Source organism: Bacillus sp. FSL K6-1338, from assembly GCF_038006965.1.
GTDB classification, from domain to species: domain Bacteria; phylum Bacillota; class Bacilli; order Bacillales; family Bacillaceae_G; genus Bacillus_A; species Bacillus_A thuringiensis_S.
The window spans coordinates 4,501,362-4,522,722 of sequence record NZ_JBBOWI010000001.1; the positions used below are offsets into that span (position 1 = coordinate 4,501,362).

Below are 21,361 nucleotides of genomic sequence, written 5' to 3' on the forward strand. Positions count from 1 at the left end.
AAAAGTGCAGGTAAAATTAAGCATGTCATATTTATCCACAATATTCTAATTTACGAGTGTTTCATATGGAAAAACGCAGCCTTTCATGTAAGACTGCGCTTAAGCTTTACGCTTCCGATATGCATCTATACTATCCGTTACACTTTGCAATAAAGAATTTACATACTGCGGGTCAGATAATTTTTTATCTTCTTCAAGATTTGACATAAACCCAAGTTCTAATAGTACACCAGGTACTTTGGACCAATTAAATCCAGAAAGATCATCCCTGAATTTAATTCCATTTACTTTCACTTGCTGGTTCTCCCTCATTTTATTTACAATCATTTGAGAGATTTGAAGGCTTTCCGCATAAATCTCTTTCGTATGCGGACTGTCTTCTGCTGGCGTCAATACAGCAAATCCACTTTGGTTTGGATTTTCAGAACCATCTGCATGAAGACGTAAAAATAAATTTGCCTTATGATTGTTTGCGAATGTCGCCCGTTCTTTATTACTTATATCAACGTCTTGTGACGTTCTCGTCATTAATACTTGCATTCCCTTCGCTTCTAACTTTTCTTTTAATACGAAAGCCATTTCTAATACAAGTACGGCCTCTCTTTTTTTCGTCACAACACCAGTTGTACCATCTGTGACTTTATATTTTTGTGTTGTTGCCCCTGGCCCAATCGGCTCTAAATTTAAATTCGCTTTTTGTTGATGCCCTGGATCAATAACGACGAGAAACTTCTCTTGTTTTTCATTACTCTCTACTTTTTGTTCATTATTTTGCACTGGTTGCTCAGTTGGCAGCACCAGTGTAGTTTCCTCTATCTTTTCTTCAGTCGGCATTTCCTCCTGCTTATGCTCCACTTGCTCATTCGTTTTAATTGCTTGCGATTCTTCGTTCTTTTCTTGTTCTTGCTGCTTTTCTACCGGTGCATCTTCTTTGGTATCTTTTCTTTTCTCTTGTATAGAAGATGTAGTTTCTTTTTTCGGCTGCTCTTGTGAACAACCAGCCATATATATTCCAATGAATGCAATCATGCTCATTATTTTTATATACTTCATACTTCTCTCCCATCACTTTGCACCGGATTCAAAGTTTTTCTTATAATTGCCCTATAATCTCATCCATATTTCCAATATAAACAGGATGCCACGTTTCTGTACCACGCTCTGCAGTATAAACCGGATAAGCGTTATCATCTATATTTACGAAAACTGGATCACCCATATCCGTTTCATATCCAATTGCAATCCATCCTTCTTGCCACTTTCCGTTTTCTTCACTTATTAATGAATTTTTATGTTTATCATATCGGTAACCGATTTGTCCTTTTTCTAATTCACTTTCACTAAACACATATATTTCATAAGTACCTAGCTCAACATCTTGCTGTTTTGAAGTTTCAATTCGTTTTAGAAGTTCTGCGATTTTTGGTTGTTGTTTCATACGTCTATCCCCTTCTATTTTTCTAAATTTTAACTAGTTTGTTTATAAAATACAATATAGATTTTAAGAAAAAAGGTGACACCTTTATCATATTTACGATTTTTTGAGTATATCTATCACAACCCTCAATATATTAACGATTCAACACGAAATTTCGACTTACCAACAAAAATGACAAAAAAGAGAGGCTGCCCAAAAGGACAACCTCTCTTTTCTTATATCAATTAAAATTTAAATTCTTGTCCAACTTCAAAACTATCTTCTAATACAAGAATACCTTTTTCTTGTGGAGCGTCTGGAAGCTCTAATTCACGTGCAGAGCAGATCATTCCAGAAGAAGGAACACCGCGAAGCTCAGCTGGCTTAATTAACATACCGCTTGGCATTACAGCACCGATTTTTGCAACGACAACTTTTTGTCCTGCATCAACATTTGGTGCGCCACATACGATTTGTAATGTTTCTGTACCGATTTCTACTTTACAGATGTTTAACTTATCAGCATTTGGATGCTTTTCTTTTTCAGCTACATAACCTACAACAAATTTCGGAGAAAGATCTGCTTCTACTGTTTCTTCAAAGCCGTTCTTCGCTAAAATTTCGTTGATTTTCTCAACAAGCTCTTTCGTTAATGTAAGGTTACCTGTTTCTGTTACTTCTAAATAAGAAGATGCATTAAAGATGTTGAATCCTCCCGTTACGTTGCTTTCACGATCATAAACGCGTGCAACATCTCCTTTGCGATCAAAAGTACGGTTCTCTAAAGTAATATCTTGTAAGGCAACAATTAAAGTGTCACCAATTCCTTCAAGGTTGTAAAAAACGTTCACTTCGTTCATCCTTTCTCTTTTCCATCTGTCTTCTTCCGATTTTTCGCTAAAATAAAGATTGGTTCAAATTCTCCATCTTCATATACGAATGAAAGTGATGTAATCGGAACATGCCCTTCGGCAAAAAATTTCATTGTCATTTGTGCAATAATATCATAACCGATTTCGTTGACGATATCAGCAATAATTAATACATCTTGGTGAGGAACAGCAACAACCATGTCACCAGAAATCTTTTCACGCATCGATTGTAGTAACGATTCGTTTAAAATACGAGTCGCGTCATACCCATCATTTGTGTTTAAAAAGTAGAATGTATTACCCGCTACTGTGTCTTGTTTAAATTCATAACCTAATGAGCGTGCGTTGAATAATGCCATTTCACGCACTTGCTGTTCTGTAAGTTCTAATTTTTGTAACAGACGTTCATCAATTAGTCGATACGTTTTATTCGAATCTAACGCATAGTAAATACGTGTTTCCGCCGTATGATCCGTCATAATAAACGGATTTCCTTCTTCTGCTTGTTTCGGGAAAGAAGTAGAACGAATAACAGGTAAAATTTTTGCTCCGCTATTTTCTTCTTTATGCATCGCAATTAGCGCTTCTTGTACGTAATAAGCAACTTCTTCAATTGCCTTTTCTTTGTTCACTTCCCATTTTGCTACAACTCCTGGAAGTGATACGTTAATACCTTTTTTCGAGTCTTTCTGTTCTATACGTAGAACCTCTTTCTCGCTATCATACTGAAAGTCCCACTCTGGACGAGATAATTTCTTCATTAACTCGTCTTTCATCTTTTTACTTGTCATCTTCATCTCTTTTTCCTCCCTTCCAAAAAAATAACCTCCCCCGCGAAGGTAGAGGTTGTTTTACAATTCAATTGGCAAATTGCCTTATTTTAAACCTTCAATGAACTCTTCGATTTGTTCTTGTGTTTTACGATCTTTGTTCACATAGCGACCAGTTTCTTCACCTTTATTGTACGCTACAAAGCTCGGAATGCCAAATACGTCTAATTTTACACATAGATCAATAAACTCATCACGATCTACATAGTAAAATGAGAAATCACTATATTTCTCTTCTACTTCTGGCATAAATGGGTCTACAAAACGGCAGTCTGGGCACCATTCTGCTGAGAACATAAAGACTACATTCTCTTCATTTTTTAATTGTTGGAATTGCTCCATGCTTTCTAATGACTTCATCTATATTTCCTCCTCTAACGAGTGCATTTTTCATGTTATAATCTTTCTTTTATACTACCATACATCGCGCATGGTGCAAGGTTTATGCTTGCTTTTTGTCATACTTATATTGCCCAACAAGTAACTTAACAACGTGTACAAATAATTCCGTGCGGTCGACATAATCATCTGTAAAAATACCAATCGCTCCTTCGTGACTACGAATATCTTTTCTATGTACAAACTCTTCCATCACTTCACTTAACTCCTTGCCATCTTCAAGAGGTGCTAAAAAATCGTCTGGTAACGTAATACGCGCTCCTCCAGCCACGAATACTTTCCCATCACTTGTTGCTAGCGCGCCCCAGTTACACATAAATAAACCGTGCTCCGTTTTCATCACACCGCCTTCTAGCCCAATACCAATTGGAGCTTCTCCTTCCTCTAGCGCTCGCTTCGCTCTATTAATCGCTCCTTGCATCGTCTCTTCATCTGAAAACGGCTGATTTGCTACTCCTGAAGGAACAGAGAGAGATGTAATTGTAGCCTCTTTCCAAACCTTCTCCACAGCACCAACTTTCGTTTTATTCTTCGATCCAACTACTACTTTCATTTCGTTCACCTCTATAAAAATTCATCATTCTATTCTAATATCCGCATCAGATACGAATTAAGTATCAACCACTACCACATATCACCAAGTCATCTATTCAGCCTAAAAAAGAAGGTTTTTTCTAGCAACATTACCGTCTTCGAAAACAAAAACAGCCTTCCTCTCACTTCCTACTTGGAGTCTTCATACATCATTCGAACACCAATTAAGCACTGACCGCTCCCAATCATCGCTGGGTCATCTATTCAACCTAAAAAAAGAAGGGTTTTTCGCCCTTCTTCTCTACGCGTTATTCTTAATTGTCTCTAACGTCGTTTTATCTGTTGTTCTTACAAGCTTCGTAATTAATTCTTTCGCCGCTGCATAATCATCAACATGTAAAATTGAAGCATGTGTATGAATGTAGCGTGCACAAACACCAATTACTGCTGATGGGATACCAGAGTTACTTGTATGTACACGGCCCGCATCTGTACCACCTTGTGAAATAAAGTATTGGTACGGAATATTGTTTGTTTCTGCTGTATCTAAAATGAATTCGCGCATTCCTCTATGTGTTACCATCGTGCGATCGTAAATACGAAGAAGAGCACCTTTTCCTAATTGACCGAACTGCGTTTTGTCACCAGATGCATCGTTTGCTGGACTTGCATCAAGCGCATAGAAAATGTCTGGTTGAATCATATTTGCAGCTGTTTGCGCTCCGCGAAGGCCTACTTCTTCTTGTACAGTAGCACCAGAATATAATGTATTTGGTAATGTTTCATCTTTTAATTCTTTTAACAATTCGATTGCAAGACCACATCCGTAACGATTGTCCCAAGCTTTCGCCATAATTTTCTTCTCATTTGCCATCGGTGTGAATGGGCAAATCGGCACGATTTGTTGTCCTGGTTTTACACCAATTTCAATCGCATCTTCATAACTATCTGCACCTATATCAATTAACATATTTTTTATATCCATCGGTTTTGCACGTTGCGCGTCACTTAATAAATGAGGAGGAATAGAACCAACAACCCCAATAACAGGACCATTCTTCGTCATAACTTGTACACGCTGTGCTAATAAAACTTGGCTCCACCAGCCGCCTAACGTTTGAAAACGAAGCATTCCGTTTTTCGTAATTTGCGTAACCATGAAACCTACTTCATCCATATGACCTGCTACAAGAACACGCGGGCCAGTTTCGTCCCCTTTTTTCAGACCAAATACGCTACCTAAACCGTCTTGTACAATTTCATCCGCATATTTGCTTAATTCTTGTTTCATAAAACGGCGTACATCATGTTCAAAACCTGATGCCCCCTGTAATTCTGTTAACGTACGAAATAATTGTAATGTCTCTTTATTCACGAAGTCCCCTTCTTTCAAACCTTAGTAGAATACCTCTTTTATTGTAACGAAATTTTCGAAATGTTTCTAGTTTCTTCTTTTTTAACTGTATTTGCTTTATAATTATTATTGGTACACTATTTTTATTTTATAGAATTGAGGTGAATATATGAGTTGGAAAGGTTTAGTAGCAGGTCTTGGCGTTGGGTTCGCAGCTGGTTATCTCGTTGCAAACAAAGTACAAGAACAATCCCATATTTCTTCAGAAAAAGCATTGAAAATGGTGAAACAAGCATTAAGTCATAAAGGTGAAATTACTGGCTCTTGGGTACATATGGTTCCAGAGACATTTGAAAAATATGATGTCGCATATGAAGTTTATCGCGGCGGTCTTACAACAATGTTAGATGATATACAAGAACGATTTGAATTTTTAGTTGATGCTAAAACAGGTACTGTTTTAGAAGTTATAGCAGCATAAAAAGGAGGGTTCCCATTAGGTGAACCTCTTATTTTTTTGAAATTGTGGGTATTGATTAAAATTATATCAGCGATTTTCCGAATATATCGACTTACCGACAAAATCCGATAATAAAAAAGAAGCTGCTCCAACAAATATGATGGAACAATCTCCTCTTTTTAAGCTTCTATACTCGTTTTCCGTTCTATTTTTTCTACAATATGTCCTTCCTCATTCCACTTCACAGCACGATAATATGCGTCATGATAAAACGTAAACCACGCCTCTTTTTCAGCACCATACTTCATCCACTTTTGCTTATTTTCAATCGAAGTCATCGGATAATCATCGTATGCCATTACCCATAATACATTTTGATGCGCGTGTGTCGGCAATAGGTCTGCTAAATGTAGCATCGTTTCTCCTTGACTCTCCAAAGCGATAACTGCATGTCCATCGCTATGACCACCGGTATGCGTCATCTTGATTTCATCTGTAATTTCTATTTCTTGCTGGAACGTAACAACTTGATCTACAATTGGCTCCCAATTTTCCTTCCAATATGTATTACGTGATCTAATGTTTGGATTCCTCATTTCATTCCACTCTGTTTCACTTACGTAAACTTTCGCATTTGGAAATGCCGGTACAAGGTGATCATCTTCCCATTTTGTTAGACCAGATGCATGATCAAAATGAAGGTGTGTCATTAAAACATATTGAATATCTTCAGGCTTTAATCCCTGTTTTTCTAACGATTCATAAACCGATGATTCTTCTGTTACACCTTGATTTCGTTTCATCTTCTCATTCAACTTACCGTTTCCTATTCCTGAATCAATGAGCATATTTCCATCTTTCGTTTGTAAAAGTAACGGATCTGTTCGTAAGTAAATATGATTTGTGTCATTATGTTTATATTTACGTGACCAAAGTACTTTCGGCACAACACCAAACATTGCGCCTCCATCTAAATGTGTATTTCCGCCTTTTAACCACGTTACTTTTATATCTCCAATTTGTAACTGTTCCATTACACATCCCCCTTTTAATTAATCTTAACATAAAATTCTGATTATTTTAGGCATAAAAAAACCTATGCATTACTGCATAGGCTCTGTACGATATTTTGCTTCAACTCGGTAAATACGATGACCCTTACTAGAGAATTTCTCTTCGTATTCAGTCATGATGTTACCTTCAAAGTCGCTGTTATGAAGATCTAAGCTTAAGTACGTTAGTAACATACCATACTCAGCCATACTCATAAGAGAATATTCAAATAAACCTTGGTTATCTGTTTTAAAATGAATTTCTCCGCCTTCTACTAACACTTCTTCATAATTACGTAAAAACGTTTTATACGTTAAACGACGCTTCGTATGACGCTTCTTTGGCCATGGATCTGAGAAGTTTAAATAAACGCGATCAATCTCACCTTTTGCAAAGAAAACTGTTAAATCTTCAGCATCTTTATTAATTAACTTTAAGTTCGGCACTTCTTCTTCAATTAATTTATCAAGTGCATCTACAACAACACTTGTGAATTTTTCAATTCCAATATAATTAATATGTGGATTCGCTTTTGCCATATCATACATAAAGCGGCCACGACCTGTACCTACTTCAATATGAATTGGTTGTTCATTTCCAAATACTTCTTTCCAGTTACCAGCGCGCTCCTCTGGGTTTCCGATTACGATATGTGAATACTCGTTAATTCGATCCATTGCATATGGTTTATGTCTTAAACGCATAGATGTCTCCCTCTCTTTACAAAACTATTTTAAAGGAATAATTCCTTCTTTCTTTTTTTAATTAATCTACCAAACAAAAAACCAAGTACGTACGAGCACTCGGTCCGTTTCTTTCAAGTATAAGATGTACCATTTTGATAAAAACTACATACAGCATTAAACATTCCATGACGAAACAGCTTTTTCTCTTACATTTGAAGAGAAAAACAATCGAAAGGATGATCCGTTCATGCCAATTAATCAACAACATCAATTAGAAGTGCTGAAAGATATTTTAGTCAACCACCAAAGTGATTGCTGCGGGACAGTTTCAGAATGCGAGCAATTAGAGCGCCTCATTCAATCGTTACTCGCAAACGATAATATAAGTAGTGACGCTAAAACAATGCTAAACGATGTATATTCTTATAGTCAATCGGGTAAATCTTCCTCTAATTTGGACAACCATATTTCCAATAATCAAGAACAACTTACTCAGTGGATTGCTGGAATGGACAATTTTTCTTAAGTATTATTCTGAAGCAAGTAGTTGCTGTAAATATTGATGCCAATATTCAGCTTCTGCTTGCTGTTTTTTTGTTGTATGCCATTGAATAGACAAAATCGTTTGTGCTATCACATACCATCTCATACGCCTAAGCAGCGATTCATCCATTTCAATATCATAAAAACCGAGCCACTCACTCCACTCCTGGCGCGGAATGTACCAATATAATAACATACCAAGGTCTAGAGCCGGGTCAGCAATTACAGCTCCATCCCAATCAATTAAAAACAACTCATCTTCATCCGACAATATCCAATTGTTATGGTTTACATCACAATGGCATACAACAAATTCATTGTATTCAATAGCTTTTAATGAACCCATTAAATATTGAAGGCCTTGCTGAATTGTTGCATCATCCCTTATATCTCCTCTTAAAACGAGTTGCAGTTGTTGTAATAACTCTTGTGCGTGAAGCGGCTGCTTCCCAAGTCTTTGAATCATCTGTACAAGCGCTTTAGAGGAGTGTATTTTCTTCAAAAGTTTCGCAACACGTTCTAGTTTCATATCCTCTGGCTCTAGCTTCTGTCCCGGAAGCCATTTTTGAGCAGAAATTACATCACCATTCGTTACCCTTCTTGTCCAAAGTAATTTTGGAACAATTCCTTCTGCTGACAATACCGCTAAAAAGGGCGATGTATTCCGCTTTAAAAATAACTTCTGTTGTCCGTTTTGCGCAATATATGCATCGCCCGTTACTCCACCAGCCGGTACAAGACTCCACTCTTTTCCTAATAATTGTTCCAACCATTCCATATTCATTACCCGTTAACAAATCCTTATCTTTTATAGTTATGAAAAGAAAAACCGCAACATTTCTACACATGTTGTGGATTCATATATTTTACTGTAAATGAAAAGAAAAATTAGCCTAGGCCAAAAATCCTCTATTTTATTTTACAAAACCTGTCATAGAATGACAACTTATCAAAATCGTCACCTTTGTCAATTCTACATTTATTACATTCTCATCGTCAAGTAGCGATTTGTCACATTATCGTCAATATATACGTGCTAATTGGAGCGAGCCTAAGTTCCTTTCCTCTAAATGAAGAAATTGGATCTATTTTCGCTTCGTTTTCGTTTACTAACACATGCCACGTTTCTTCTTTCGGAAGTTGCACCGTTTTAGCTTCTAAACCGCTATTAAATAAAACGACAATCTCTTTCCACGGTCCAAACGATTTTACATTTTGCAGGTGGTATGCAAGTACTTCTGTAGATGTTTGTAAAAAAGTCATATGTTTTTTTATAAGGTCTGCGTTTTGTAATCGGAATGCCCCATGCTCTTTACGAATCGCAATTAAACCTTTTATATAGTTAACAGTCTCTATCTCTTTCTCTTTTTGATCCCAATCTAATTGATTGATCTCATCATTTGCATTATAACTATTTTCATTTCCTTTCTTCGTACGATAAAACTCTTGTCCTGCATGTAAGAAAGGAATGCCTTGTGAAAGAATAACCATTGCGCTCGCTAGCAGGTGACGTTTTTTCAAAATCGCTTCTGATTCTTCATTACTGCGCACTAGTTTATCCCACATCGTCATATTATCATGACATTCTACATAATTAATGCTTTGCGCCGGCTCTAGAAACAGCCCTGTTTCTTTCATACTTAAAAGACTTCCTGCTGCAATATACTGCAAATGATTACAGTCTACAGACCCACCAAATGCAAAACCACGCTTGTTTATATGAAATGTACTCCCTTTTATCCCATCACGAAATTGATCATTAAACTGCGCAATATGCGGCATGTTCTTCGCATTATTTAACGTTGCTTTTTCTTTGGCAGGAAGTGGTGTTTGTAAATCCCATCCTTCTCCTAATAATAAAGCATCTCGTTTTATGTTTCGTACTTCTTTTTCTATCACATTCATTGTATCAACATCTAAAATTCCCATTAAGTCGAATCGGAATCCATCGACATTGTATTCAGTAAGCCAATATAAAATAGACTCTACAATGAATTTCCTCATCATTTTCCGTTCAGACGCTATATCATTTCCGACTCCCGTCCCATTAGAAGGCATACCATCTTCACCATGACGAAAATAATAGCCTGGAACAAGCTTTTCAAATGATGATAGCTCTCTTTCATAAACATGATTATATACAACATCTATGATCACCCTAATACCTTGTTCATGAAATGTTTCAATTAGTTGTTTGCACTCAACTATCCTGTTATACGGATCAGAGGGATTTGTAGCATAAAATCCTGTTGGTGCATTGTAATATAATGGATTATACCCCCAATTATAGGCGGACGAAGGATTCGCCTCATCTACACCACCGAAACAATATAAAGGTAATAGTTCAACATGTGTAACACCTAAATCTTTTATATGAGACAACCCTGTTAACGTCCCGTTCCGTCCCGTTGTTCCCTCTTCCATCAATCCTTTATATGTTCCCTTTTGACTCACTCCACTATTTTGATGTATAGTCGCATCACGAATATGCAGTTCATACAATATGGCATCTGTCATTGATTGTAATGGTGGTAATCCCTCTCGTCTTGTTACACTCGTTTTTTCTAAATCGATAACAACACCGTGTTTGCCGTTTACCGTCACCGACTTTGCATAAGGATCCACAGCTTCGTTCCATATTAAATTAATACAAACAAGAAATGTATAGCATGCTCCGTCTAAATCCCCTTGTAATGTTTGAATCCAAACTCCGTTTTCTTCTCTGTACATTTCATGATCGGTATATTCTTTATCACTCTTATAAATTCTTACTTTCGCAAGCCTTGCGGTTGGAGCCCATACTTTAAATGTCGTTTCTTCTTTTTGATACACAGCACCTAAATCTGTACCTTCGTAATAATACTTTTCATCGAAAATTGTTGTTCGAATAACAGCACCTATTTGTAAATCCGTTTCTTCATTCCGTTCATCTCGTACTGTATAATACTTCCCCACATCTAGCGGCTCTTCTATAAAGCACTCATACTTCGTTGCATCTGGAAGTGCAATAGTATGAGCAATCGGTAAATCTTTCACATTACTTCCTTCTTGCAAACGAAATGTCCGACTTGTTCCATACGCATGTGGGAGCAAAATTGTAATTTTATTCATTTCATCTAAATAGGCATCAAATGGACGTTTTACTTTCAACATAAAAAAATCACCATCATTCTCAAAGTTAAAATAAAGTGAAACTTTAATGAGCGAGAAAATTTTCCCATCCTCACTTATTATTAGCCTTCACCAATCAGGCGAGATAAAATGAGCTGCAAATGATAAGGCTTTTCTTATCAACAAGACTCTATACAGTAACTCCATTCTTCTCTATAGTATATTCACCTGCATAAAAAACGTTTTCAACATTCTATTTTTGTAATTTTATTTCAGCAATCGATTTATACTTCGGGGTTTCTTTCACGTGGGATTCGTATAAAGTAATTGTATCTGCTTGAAATGATATTTCAGGCACTTCTTTTATACTTTCTAAATGAAACTTTTCTTCTCCTATCCATTTACGAGCAACAGTAATATGTGGATGATACGGGCGTGTTTCTAGAGAAAAACCATTTTCTTCACAAATGGCATGTACTTGCTTTTGTAACTGAAACAAATCATGATTCTCACTTACCTTCGCCCAAAGAATACGGGGCTGATCTTCCCTACCAAACGTTGAAAAACCTTGTAACGTGAACGATAGTTCTTTTGTTTTTATAAGTGTTTGTAATCCATTCTTTATCCCTTTTAACTGTTCTTCTGTCGCACCTCCTAAAAAGGAAAGGGTAATATGATAATCTTCCTTATGTACCCACGAGCGAAATGGTAATTTCTCATTCGTATCCTCTTTATAGTTAGACAGCACTTCTTTTATATGATTTGGTAACGTAATTGCGACAAAATAATGCCTATCCATGTACACCGTCTCCTTCTTTCTATTGTTGCTTTTCTTTCTTATCTCATTCAATTAAAAAGAAGCCGCCCTCTAAAGTAGAGAGCGGTCATTATTCATATATCGGCGATTAAAGTTTCACTTTACTTCGCTAATTCATGAATTGCTTGCGCATAAATTGCTGTTGCTTTTAATAAGTCTTCAATTTCAATGTACTCATCTTTTTGATGCGCAAGTTCTTCCTTTCCAGGGAATAGCGGTCCAAATGCCACACCAGCTTTTAATGAACGAGCATAAGTACCTCCGCCAATTGCTAATAGTTCTGCTTTTTCACCTGTTTGTTCTTCATATACACGTTGTAACGTACGAATTAATACGTGGTCTTTATCAACGTGATGCGGGCGTGAATTAGAATAGTCAGCTACTTCAAATCCATGCGTACCAACATACTCTTTCAACTTCGCAATTGTTTCTTCAAAGTTAGTTGTAACTGGGTAACGTACGTTTAGCCCTAAGTTACCACCGTTTTCTTTCGTATAAGAAAGGCGACCAACATTCACTGTTAACGGACCGCTAATTTCATCTTTATAAGCAATAGTAGCTTTTTCACCCAAAATATCACCAGTAAATGTTTCTGTTGCAAATGTCGCAAATGCAGTTGCTTTTCCATCAAGTGAAACTGTAGTCAAGAAGTTTGCTAATAATAAACCTGCATTTTCTCCTTTTTCAGGAGTAGATCCGTGCGCTGAAATTCCTTTTATTTGCAACGTCACTGTATTACCTTCTATAGTCGATTCCCCTATTTTTTTAGCAGTTTGTAAATACTCTTCATATGCTACTGTAAGTGCATTTACATCTTCTCCTGTAATAACCGCTTCTGCAAAATCAGGAACCATATTTAAACGTCGCCCTGAATCAAATGAAACAAGTTCATATGTACCTTTTTTCTCTTCACTACCATTTTGCACAACTTGTATATCAGAAATTCCTTTTTCTGCATTAATAATTGGAAAATCTGCATCTGGTGCAAAACCGATTGTTGGCATTTCTTCGTTTTTAAAGTAGTGATCTACACATTTCCAATTGCTTTCTTCATCTGTTCCTATAATCATACGAACACGTTTTGAAAGAGGTAAGCCTAATTCTTTCACAATTTTCATCGCATAATATGCTGCCATCGTTGGGCCTTTATCGTCAATTGCACCACGTGCAAAAATCTTTCCATCGCGAATATCCGCACTATATGCGGGAGTCGTCCAGCCATCTCCTTCTGGTACAACATCAACGTGACAAAGAATACCTACTAATTCTTCTCCTTGTCCCATTTCAAGATGACCTGCATATCCTTCTAAATTTTTAGAAGCAAAACCTTCAGCTTCTCCTTTATGTAACATGAAAGATAGCGCTTTTTCTACCCCTTCACCGAATGGTGCGCCCTCTTTCGCCGATTCTTCTTCCCATACACTTTTAATTTGTAAAAATTGTTGTGTATCACGAATTAAATCATCTTTTCGTTTTGCAACTTCTTCTGTCCAATTAATCGCTGACATCACGCATCCATCCTTCACTATATTATCTCTTTCATCATAGCAAACCGAAATCCCTTATGCCATACACGAAAACTAAATACCGAACAATTGTAATATTTCAGACATTTCTTATTAGTTTTTCTTTTATTTTTTCAAAAAAATTTGCAGGAATTTGGCGTTTTACGTAGAATTTTATGTGTTAGTTGACTGACCATATATACAATGTCAACTACCAATATTTTTCTATATGAATTTTTGTTAAACTTTTGTAAAATTTAAGTAGATTAAAGCATGAATTTTATCATGTAGAGTACAATGGTAGTAACGACCTTCTTTCCTGAATGGGGTCAAAAAAACTAGTAGAGGAGTGGTTTTCTCTTGAAACCTACAACTACTCGTATGCTAACACGCATTAAATCAATTTATATGTACATCAATGAAAACGGAACGGTAACGACGAAAGACCTTGTAGATGAGTTCGGGATCACACCGCGAACGATACAACGTGATCTAAATGTGTTGCAGTTTAATGAACTCGTGTATAGCCCTTGCCGCGGTAAGTGGACAACAACAGGAAAGAAAGTGAGAATGACCTCATAACAAAAAATAATTGTATGTAAATAAATACATACCCCTTTCTAACTATTAGAAAGGGGTTTTTTCTGTACCTATAAAGGTACTACTTTTCGGTATCTACTTGATATGTTTTTAACATTTCTACTTCTTCATCTGTTAGCTCTCGGTATTGTCCAAGTTCTAGTTCTTCATCTAATACTAACGGACCCATCTCCGTTCTCTTTAGGTAGACTACTTTTTTCCCTACCGCTTCAAACATACGCTTCACTTGATGGAATTTCCCTTCTGTAATCACAAGCTCAATTTCGGAAATATCATCGCTTTTCAATATTGTAAGCGTACCTGGTTTTGTTTCATAGCCATCGTCTAAGATAACACCTTTAGCAAACTCTTTTACATCCTCTTCTGTTACTACTCCTGCAACGTGTGCATAATATTTTTTCGGCACATGCTTTTTCGGAGATAATAATTGATGTGATAACTTCCCATCATTTGTTATCAATAAGAAACCTTCCGTATCGATATCAAGTCGTCCAACTGGGAACGGATCAAAGATTGCATCTTCTAATTCTAATAAATCTATTACCGTTTCATGATTATCATCTTCCGTCGCTGAAATAACACCTTGTGGTTTATGCATCATTAAGTAAACAAACTCTTTGTATTCCACAACTTCACCGTGAATCATAACTTCTTGCTCTTCTACATTTACATGAACTTTCGCATCTTTTACTGGCGTTCCATCAATTTTCACAACGCCATCTTTCAATAATTTCTTTACTTCTTTTCTACTTCCATATCCCATATTCGCTAATAATTTATCTAATCTCACGCTTTTCACCTTCTTTATTTATCATAGAAAAGGGGACGTAATTACGCCCCTCTTGATTTCAACTTTATTTTAAATCTACTACCAAGTTTACGTTGAATTTTATCTAATGCTTCTCCGCCAAATACTCTTTCAAGTACTCCTGTGCGAATTGCTAACAATCCGTAAACAAGACCACCAATACCTGCACAAATCGCAACTGTTATAAGAGCACCAATACGGCCATCAGGCGAAATCATGAAGGATAGAAGCCATTGTGATAGTTTTACAGCAACGACCATTATAAGTGTCAGTACTGCAATTTGGAATGTTCTTTTATATACAACACCGAATGAATAGTGTGCGTATTTTTTAATTTGTCGATTTGTATACCAAACAGAAGCTAAGAAACCAACTGCGGTCGCTAGAATTGCTCCTACTGTACCGAAATAACGAATAAAGATTACGTTACATACAAATTTCAAAATAACACCCATAATAAGCGCGACAATTGCATGCTTTTGCTGATTAATCCCTTGAAGAATTGCCGCTGTTACTGTAAATAAAGCAAATAACAATGCAACTGGTGCATACCACATTAATACTTGTCCACCTAATGGATCTGAGTCATAGAAAGCCGTGTAAATTGGATATGCAAGTGTTGAAATACCGATAACTGCTGGCAATGTTAAAAACATATTTGCCTGGAATGTTTGTGTAATTTGTAATTTCAAATAGCGGTATTGTTTTTCAGTAAATGATTTTGTAATTGCTGGTACAAGCGTTAAACTAAACGCTGTTGCAAGTGATACAGGAATCATAATTAACTTATGCGTCCACATTGTGAAAATACCCAGCGCTCGCTCTGCGATATCACCTTGACCAATCGCCTGCATAATTGAGTTAAATGTCAATGTATCAATTTGTTGATATAAAGGAATTGTTAACCCAATTACAACGTAAGGAATCGCATATGCGAATAACTCTTTAAACAATTGAACAGTACTTACTGTTGATTCTGGTACAGTTTGTTCAATTAAATATTGATCCAAATATTTTTTACGTTTTAACCAGTACCAAATTAACACACCGAGTGCTCCAACCGCTGAAACGAACGCAGCAAATGTCGCTACTCCAACTGCTGTTGCAACTGTACCGCCAAGTACTTTAATAACGATAAAACTACCTGCTAATAAAAAGACGATACGAATAATTTGTTCAATAATTTGTGAAACGGTAGTTGGTCCCATAGACTGGTGACCTTGGAAATAACCACGAATTAAACTCGCTGCTGGTACAACAATAAGTGCGAAACTTACAAGACGAATGATCGTCGTAACTTCTCCTACATTATTGTGTATACTTTGTTTACCAAGCATCGCTTCTGCAAACAACGGTGCCGTCATGTACAGTACTAGGAACGAAAGAACTCCTGTTACTATCATCATAACCATTCCCGAGCGGAACATTCTCCGGCTCGTTTTATAATCGCCAAGCGCATTATATTTGGAAACAAATTTTGAAACAGCAAGCGGCACACCTGCCGTTGCAATACTTAAAAAGATCGTATATGGAATGTATCCATATGTATAGAGCGTTCCGCCTTCTGTACCTACTAATGCATGAAACGGGAAGACGTAAATCATGCCTAAGAACTTTACTAAAAATGTCCCTAGCGTAACAATAAGCGTTCCGCGCAGAAATTTCGAATCGGACATACAAAAATCCTCCTACATCTACATAAAATGAAACTTTAATCAGTGGGGTGTTCTTCTCCACTGATTATTAGTTGAACCATTCGAGCATTTACAGGCTAACAGACTCCCTATTTACTTCTCCTAAATCTTGAGGTTTTAGTCTTATCGCCTACAAATAGCAGGATAGTGCTGAACTCTAACTTTTGTATTGTACCACAATTCTCTCATTAAGCAGTACTTCACTCTATTTTTCTTTTAACGGAAAACATGCTATTCTTTTAGGCAGGAAATGTAGAAAATGAGGTCGATATATTATGCATTATGATGTTATTGTCATCGGCGGCGGTCCTTCTGGGCTAATGGCTGCAATTGGTGCTGCAGAAGAAGGCGCAAATGTCCTGCTTCTTGATAAAGGAAATAAACTTGGGCGTAAACTTGCGATTTCTGGTGGCGGACGCTGTAACGTAACGAACCGTCTACCACTTGATGAAATTGTTAAACATATACCAGGAAACGGTCGCTTCTTATACAGCGCTTTTTCTCTTTTTAATAATGAAGATATTATTACATTCTTCGAAAATCTTGGTGTTAAATTGAAAGAAGAAGACCACGGTCGCATGTTCCCCGTGTCAAACAAAGCGCAATCTGTTGTAGATGCACTTTTAACACGATTAAAAGACTTAGGTGTAAAAATCCGTACAAATACGCCTGTTGAAACGATTGAATATGAAAATGGTCAAACGAAGGCAGTTGTACTGCAAACAGGCGAAGTGTTAGAAACAAATCATGTCGTTATCGCTGTTGGCGGAAAATCCGTTCCTCAAACTGGTTCCACTGGAGACGGATACGCTTGGGCTGAAAAAGCAGGTCATACAATTACAGAATTATTCCCAACAGAAGTACCTATCCTGTCAAACGAGCCGTTTATACGTGATCGCTCATTACAAGGTCTTGCTTTACGTGATATAAACTTAAGCGTATTAAACCCGAAAGGAAAAGCTATCATTTCTCACAAAATGGACATGCTCTTCACTCATTTCGGCCTATCTGGTCCTGCTGCTCTTCGCTGTAGTCAATTCGTCGTGAAAGCACTGAAAAAGTTTAAAACGAACACAATACAAATGAGTATTGATGCATTGCCAGAGGAAAATAGTGAGCAACTATTTCAGCGCATGCTGAAACAAATGAAAGAAGATCCGAAAAAAGGAATTAAAAACGTTTTAAAAGGTTATGTCCCTGAACGTTACTTCCTATTCTTATTAGAAAAAAATGAAATTGACGGTAGTGAACAAGCTGGACAAGTTTCTCACGAAAAGATTCGTGCACTTGTGAAAGACTTTAAAGAGTTTACTGTGAATGTAAATGGTACGCAGTCAATTGAAAAAGCATTCGTTACTGGCGGAGGTGTATCCGTGAAAGAAATTAATCCGAAAGAAATGTCTTCTAAATTCACGAACGGCTTATATTTCTGCGGAGAAGTTCTTGATATCCACGGTTATACTGGTGGCTATAATATTACATCAGCCCTCGTTACTGGTAGAATTGCTGGAACGACAGCTGGAGAAAACGCGAAAATGCAATATTAAAAAAGAAACAGGGATTCCTGTTTCTTTTTTAATATTGCCATGAAATCATTATCGGCGATTCTACAACTTATATCGGCGATTTCTCAAATATATCGACTTACCGACAAGAAGCGACAAACATCTGCTCCATGTAACTTTCCATTGCTTTTTTGTTGCTTTATATACCTTAGTACCTTTATATTTTATATTGTTGAATATTTAAAAAAGGGTAAGGGGAAAACAAATGAGAAAAAAAGTCATGATGTCTTTAATGTTAATGACGTTTCTTTCTGCGGTAGAAGGAACGATTGTTAGTACAGCAATCCCTCGTATAACGAGTGATTTGTCAGGCGTCGAACTTGTTAGTTGGGTATATGCAATTTATATGCTTGCAACAGCTGTTTCGACTCCAATATACGGAAAGCTCGCTGATTTATTCGGCCGTAAAAAAGTTTTACTGATCGGAGCTACAATCTTTTTAGTCGGTTCTGCACTTTGCGGAGTCGTTACATCGATGGAACAATTAATTTTCTTCCGCGCTCTTCAAGGTATCGGTGCTGGTGCTGTTATGCCAATCACAATGACGATAATTGGAGACTTATATAGCGAAGCGAAAGACCGCGCGAAAGCACAAGGTTGGATGAGTGCCGTTTGGGGTGTATCCGGTGTTATCGGACCGTTAGTAGGTGGATTTTTAGTTGATTCCCTTTCTTGGCGCTATATTTTCTTCTTAAACGTTCCATTTGGAATTATCGCTTGCTTAATGATTGCAATTTACTACAAAGAATCTATTAAGCCCGCTAAACACCATATCGATTATCTTGGTGCAACAGTTTTTTCATTAAGTACAATCGCTCTACTATATGCATTATTAACAGGTAGCAGTAAGCAAAACTGGGGAGACATGACAATTATCGGCCTATTAATCTTTGCCGCTATTTCATTCATTATTTTCTTGTTCATCGAGAAAAAATCTCCGGAACCATTAATTCCTTTAACACTTTTCTCTAACCGTACATTATCTACGATAAATATATTAACTCTTATTGCTGGCGCAATGATTATTAGTATTACAATGTACCTACCAATCTGGAGCCAAGGTGTATTAGGAAAAAACGCTACAGAAGCTGGACTTATTTTAATGCCAATCCCTGTTATGTGGACATTTGGCGCTATTTTCTCTGGTAACTTAGTAGGCAAATTAAAAACGAAACAAATCATTTTACTTGGGGCTAGCATTTTATCAGTCGCTACGTTCTTATTATTTACACTATCAACCAATTCACCATCGTTCCTTATTTATGTAGCAGTTGGATTATTCGGCTTAGGAATGGGGCTTGTGACACCGATTTATATGGTAACAATTCAAGCAGCAGTCCCAGCTCATACACGCGGAACAGCTGTTGGTTTAAACACATTTATTAATACATTTAGTCAAACGTTAGGTGCTGCAATATTCGGTACAATCTTCAATACGATGATTCACGCACGTGGTATTAAAAATCTTGATCTTGTATCTGGTGGACATGGCGGTACTACAGCAAACGTAGTAACCGAATCACAATCCGCATTAGCATCAAGCGTACACGTCATTTATATGAGCACTTTCGTATTAGCAGTATGTACATTAATTATCGCTTGGATTTTATTAAAGCCAGCTACACAAACAAGTGAGCAACAATAAAAAGGATGACCATTTTGGTCATCCTTTTTACATAACATCTACTCTTCATTCTCCACAATATGTTTCAGCATGGATAATTTATTATCCCAAAAACGCTCATAATACGAGAGCCACTGTTGTAATTCTTCTAATGGTTCTGGATGCAAACGATATATCTTCTCTCTTCCGCTTTTTCTTCCACTTACTAAATTCGCTTCCGAAAGAATATGAAGGTGCTTTACAACCGCAGTACGACTCATCGGGAAATGATCCGTTATTTTGGAAATCGGTAACTCTTTGTCACTTAATAACCGTATTACTTCTCGGCGGGTTGGATCAGCAATTGCTTGAAATACATCATATTTCGCTGCTGACGAGGACACTTAGCCTTCGACAACCTTTTTCAGTTTTTCATTTACAATCGCTACCCAACCACCGCTCATTCTATCGCGAATAATAGAGCTCTTCGCATTTGCTTTCGGAAGAATTTCATCAGGATGTTTCCAGCCGCCGTGAATTAACGTAAATTCTGTTTTGTTATCTCCTAAGTCTTTCAAATTAAATGAAACAATCCAGCCATCTGTATCCCATGAGAAAGATAAATGGTTTGGCTCATCAATTTCTAACACTTTACATGGTGATGGCCCAAATGGTGATTGCACATGAAATTCATGTCCTACCTCTAATACAAAATCATTTGGCATAAACCATGACGCAATCCCTTCTGCAGTTGATACTACACTCCATACCTTTTGAATAGACGCGTTAAAAACGATTGTTTGTTTAATATCATTTAATGTATTTTGTTGTTCCATTTTCATTCTCCTTTACTCCGCGTTATAACATAACACCTTTTGGTTGTACTTCGATGATATAACACCTTTTGGTTTCATGTCAACGCTAATTCTTTTACTGTTGAGAAATTCTCAACATTTTTTCAACAGGACAAACACCCTCTTAGCATTTCCTCATAATATACTCACAAAGGCAATACAAAATAAAAACTTCTCTCAACATGAAACTCCATCATTCATATTGAAAGAAGTGCCTTACTTATATCATGCGTACTTCGTCTCTCCTCCTTCCCTCAGGGACAATACGCGAGATATGACAAATCAGAAGGAATATGCCCACCATTTGAGTAGGTAGTTATTTCTCTTCTCCTCAACATTTCCTTAGGAGCGAAATGACTACCGACTCACTTTTTTCAAACAAAATAAAAAGGGGTTGAACGCTATGTTCTATTGCATTAACTGCTCTGATATTCATCATGAAAAACATCCGAATGATAAAGTATTCAAAAACGGTTTTTATATTGATCCATTTTTAGGTGATCGTTATCACCTTGGTATGTGTAAAGATGCCCAAAACCATGAAACAGGGGAGCCTCTTTTAACGACAAAGAAATCAGGCACAACCCAATCTATTATGAACGTATTACCGACACATGTTGTCCCAACATAAAACATAAAAAAGAGCTGGATGAGCC

General features: G+C 36.9%; 23 protein-coding genes. 6 read left to right on the forward strand and 17 right to left on the reverse strand.

Annotated features, from left to right (window positions below; genetic code table 11):
* Positions 1-99 precede the first annotated feature (99 nt).
* The 7 genes from NZ044_RS23090 to NZ044_RS23120 all read right to left on the reverse strand — a co-directional run bounded on the left by NZ044_RS23090 (position 100) and on the right by NZ044_RS23120 (position 5,427).
* Positions 100-1,053, reverse strand: coding sequence for an N-acetylmuramoyl-L-alanine amidase (locus tag NZ044_RS23090; protein WP_118961728.1), 954 nt, complete (start codon positions 1,051-1,053; stop codon positions 100-102).
* A 40-nt stretch (positions 1,054-1,093) separates the two neighbouring features.
* A complete protein-coding gene (locus NZ044_RS23095) occupies positions 1,094-1,438 on the reverse strand; it encodes a hypothetical protein (protein ID WP_000813351.1) in 345 nt (114 codons plus the stop codon).
* Positions 1,439-1,662: 224 nt separating this feature from the next.
* Complete coding sequence (gene ytpR, locus NZ044_RS23100; RefSeq protein ID WP_001006777.1) at positions 1,663-2,277, reverse strand: YtpR family tRNA-binding protein; 615 nt, start codon at positions 2,275-2,277, stop codon at positions 1,663-1,665.
* Positions 2,274-3,086 carry a DUF1444 domain-containing protein gene (locus NZ044_RS23105; protein ID WP_000784606.1) on the reverse strand — a complete coding sequence of 271 codons (813 nt, stop codon included), beginning with the start codon at positions 3,084-3,086 and terminating at the stop codon, positions 2,274-2,276. The genes ytpR and NZ044_RS23105 overlap by 4 nt, the downstream gene beginning before the upstream one ends.
* 78 nt (positions 3,087-3,164) lie before the next feature.
* Positions 3,165-3,479 carry a thioredoxin family protein gene (locus NZ044_RS23110; protein ID WP_000838193.1) on the reverse strand — a complete coding sequence of 105 codons (315 nt, stop codon included), beginning with the start codon at positions 3,477-3,479 and terminating at the stop codon, positions 3,165-3,167.
* A gap of 82 nt (positions 3,480-3,561) precedes the next feature.
* The gene (locus tag NZ044_RS23115; RefSeq protein ID WP_016099039.1) at positions 3,562-4,071 is read right to left on the reverse strand and encodes a DUF84 family protein; all 510 of its coding nucleotides are present in this window, start codon (positions 4,069-4,071) and stop codon (positions 3,562-3,564) included.
* A 282-nt stretch (positions 4,072-4,353) separates the two neighbouring features.
* Positions 4,354-5,427: a M42 family metallopeptidase gene (locus tag NZ044_RS23120; protein ID WP_001031517.1), complete on the reverse strand. Its 1,074-nt coding sequence runs from the start codon at positions 5,425-5,427 to the stop codon at positions 4,354-4,356.
* Between the two features lie 148 nt (positions 5,428-5,575).
* Here NZ044_RS23120 and NZ044_RS23125 point away from each other — a divergent pair, with 148 nt between their 5' ends.
* On the forward strand, positions 5,576-5,887 hold the full coding sequence (locus tag NZ044_RS23125) for a PepSY domain-containing protein (protein ID WP_000118541.1): 312 nt from the start codon (positions 5,576-5,578) through the stop codon (positions 5,885-5,887).
* Between the two features lie 158 nt (positions 5,888-6,045).
* Here NZ044_RS23125 and NZ044_RS23130 read toward each other — a convergent pair whose 3' ends face one another.
* Both NZ044_RS23130 and trmB read right to left on the reverse strand, forming a co-directional pair.
* A complete protein-coding gene (locus NZ044_RS23130) occupies positions 6,046-6,900 on the reverse strand; it encodes a YtnP family quorum-quenching lactonase (RefSeq protein WP_000436873.1) in 855 nt (284 codons plus the stop codon).
* Positions 6,901-6,969: 69 nt separating this feature from the next.
* Complete coding sequence (gene trmB / locus NZ044_RS23135; RefSeq protein WP_001239383.1) at positions 6,970-7,623, reverse strand: tRNA (guanosine(46)-N7)-methyltransferase TrmB; 654 nt, start codon at positions 7,621-7,623, stop codon at positions 6,970-6,972.
* A gap of 229 nt (positions 7,624-7,852) precedes the next feature.
* On the opposite strand from trmB, the gene NZ044_RS23140 reads away from it, so the two are divergent.
* Positions 7,853-8,131 (forward strand): YtzH-like family protein, encoded by a 279-nt coding sequence (locus NZ044_RS23140; protein ID WP_001122235.1) that lies wholly within the window; start codon positions 7,853-7,855, stop codon positions 8,129-8,131.
* Between the two features lie 3 nt (positions 8,132-8,134).
* Here NZ044_RS23140 and NZ044_RS23145 read toward each other — a convergent pair whose 3' ends face one another.
* The 4 genes from NZ044_RS23145 to pepV form a co-directional block, all read right to left on the reverse strand.
* Complete coding sequence (locus tag NZ044_RS23145) at positions 8,135-8,932, reverse strand: phosphotransferase family protein (protein WP_002162466.1); 798 nt, start codon at positions 8,930-8,932, stop codon at positions 8,135-8,137.
* 227 nt (positions 8,933-9,159) lie between these two features.
* Positions 9,160-11,301 carry a type I pullulanase gene (pulA, locus tag NZ044_RS23150; RefSeq protein WP_000921762.1) on the reverse strand — a complete coding sequence of 714 codons (2,142 nt, stop codon included), beginning with the start codon at positions 11,299-11,301 and terminating at the stop codon, positions 9,160-9,162.
* Between the two features lie 211 nt (positions 11,302-11,512).
* Positions 11,513-12,058 carry an RNA 2',3'-cyclic phosphodiesterase gene (gene thpR / locus NZ044_RS23155; protein ID WP_000373845.1) on the reverse strand — a complete coding sequence of 182 codons (546 nt, stop codon included), beginning with the start codon at positions 12,056-12,058 and terminating at the stop codon, positions 11,513-11,515.
* Positions 12,059-12,177: 119 nt separating this feature from the next.
* Positions 12,178-13,584 carry a dipeptidase PepV gene (gene pepV, locus NZ044_RS23160; RefSeq protein ID WP_001274235.1) on the reverse strand — a complete coding sequence of 469 codons (1,407 nt, stop codon included), beginning with the start codon at positions 13,582-13,584 and terminating at the stop codon, positions 12,178-12,180.
* 357 nt (positions 13,585-13,941) lie between these two features.
* On the opposite strand from pepV, the gene NZ044_RS23165 reads away from it, so the two are divergent.
* On the forward strand, positions 13,942-14,163 hold the full coding sequence (locus NZ044_RS23165; RefSeq protein WP_000805512.1) for a DeoR family transcriptional regulator: 222 nt from the start codon (positions 13,942-13,944) through the stop codon (positions 14,161-14,163).
* 79 nt (positions 14,164-14,242) lie between these two features.
* Here NZ044_RS23165 and NZ044_RS23170 read toward each other — a convergent pair whose 3' ends face one another.
* Together NZ044_RS23170 and NZ044_RS23175 are read right to left on the reverse strand one after the other, a co-directional pair.
* On the reverse strand, positions 14,243-14,971 hold the full coding sequence (locus NZ044_RS23170; protein ID WP_001234949.1) for a pseudouridine synthase: 729 nt from the start codon (positions 14,969-14,971) through the stop codon (positions 14,243-14,245).
* A 41-nt stretch (positions 14,972-15,012) separates the two neighbouring features.
* A complete protein-coding gene (locus NZ044_RS23175; RefSeq protein WP_001284026.1) occupies positions 15,013-16,665 on the reverse strand; it encodes a putative polysaccharide biosynthesis protein in 1,653 nt (550 codons plus the stop codon).
* A 293-nt stretch (positions 16,666-16,958) separates the two neighbouring features.
* Here NZ044_RS23175 and NZ044_RS23180 point away from each other — a divergent pair, with 293 nt between their 5' ends.
* The gene (locus tag NZ044_RS23180) at positions 16,959-18,230 is read left to right on the forward strand and encodes a BaiN/RdsA family NAD(P)/FAD-dependent oxidoreductase (RefSeq protein WP_000558871.1); all 1,272 of its coding nucleotides are present in this window, start codon (positions 16,959-16,961) and stop codon (positions 18,228-18,230) included.
* Positions 18,231-18,453: 223 nt separating this feature from the next.
* Positions 18,454-19,893, forward strand: a complete 1,440-nt coding sequence (locus tag NZ044_RS23185) for an MDR family MFS transporter (protein WP_001228024.1) — start codon at positions 18,454-18,456, stop codon at positions 19,891-19,893.
* A gap of 38 nt (positions 19,894-19,931) precedes the next feature.
* Here the strand turns inward: NZ044_RS23185 and NZ044_RS23190 are convergent, their stop codons facing one another.
* Entirely contained in the window at positions 19,932-20,255 is a 324-nt protein-coding gene (locus NZ044_RS23190; protein ID WP_000098837.1) for an ArsR/SmtB family transcription factor, read from the reverse strand.
* The gene (locus NZ044_RS23195; protein ID WP_000437764.1) at positions 20,256-20,687 is read right to left on the reverse strand and encodes an SRPBCC family protein; all 432 of its coding nucleotides are present in this window, start codon (positions 20,685-20,687) and stop codon (positions 20,256-20,258) included.
* 421 nt (positions 20,688-21,108) lie between these two features.
* Between NZ044_RS23195 and NZ044_RS23200 the strand changes: the two genes are divergently transcribed.
* Positions 21,109-21,336, forward strand: a complete 228-nt coding sequence (locus NZ044_RS23200) for a DUF3973 domain-containing protein (RefSeq protein ID WP_000498990.1) — start codon at positions 21,109-21,111, stop codon at positions 21,334-21,336.
* Positions 21,337-21,361 lie beyond the last annotated feature (25 nt).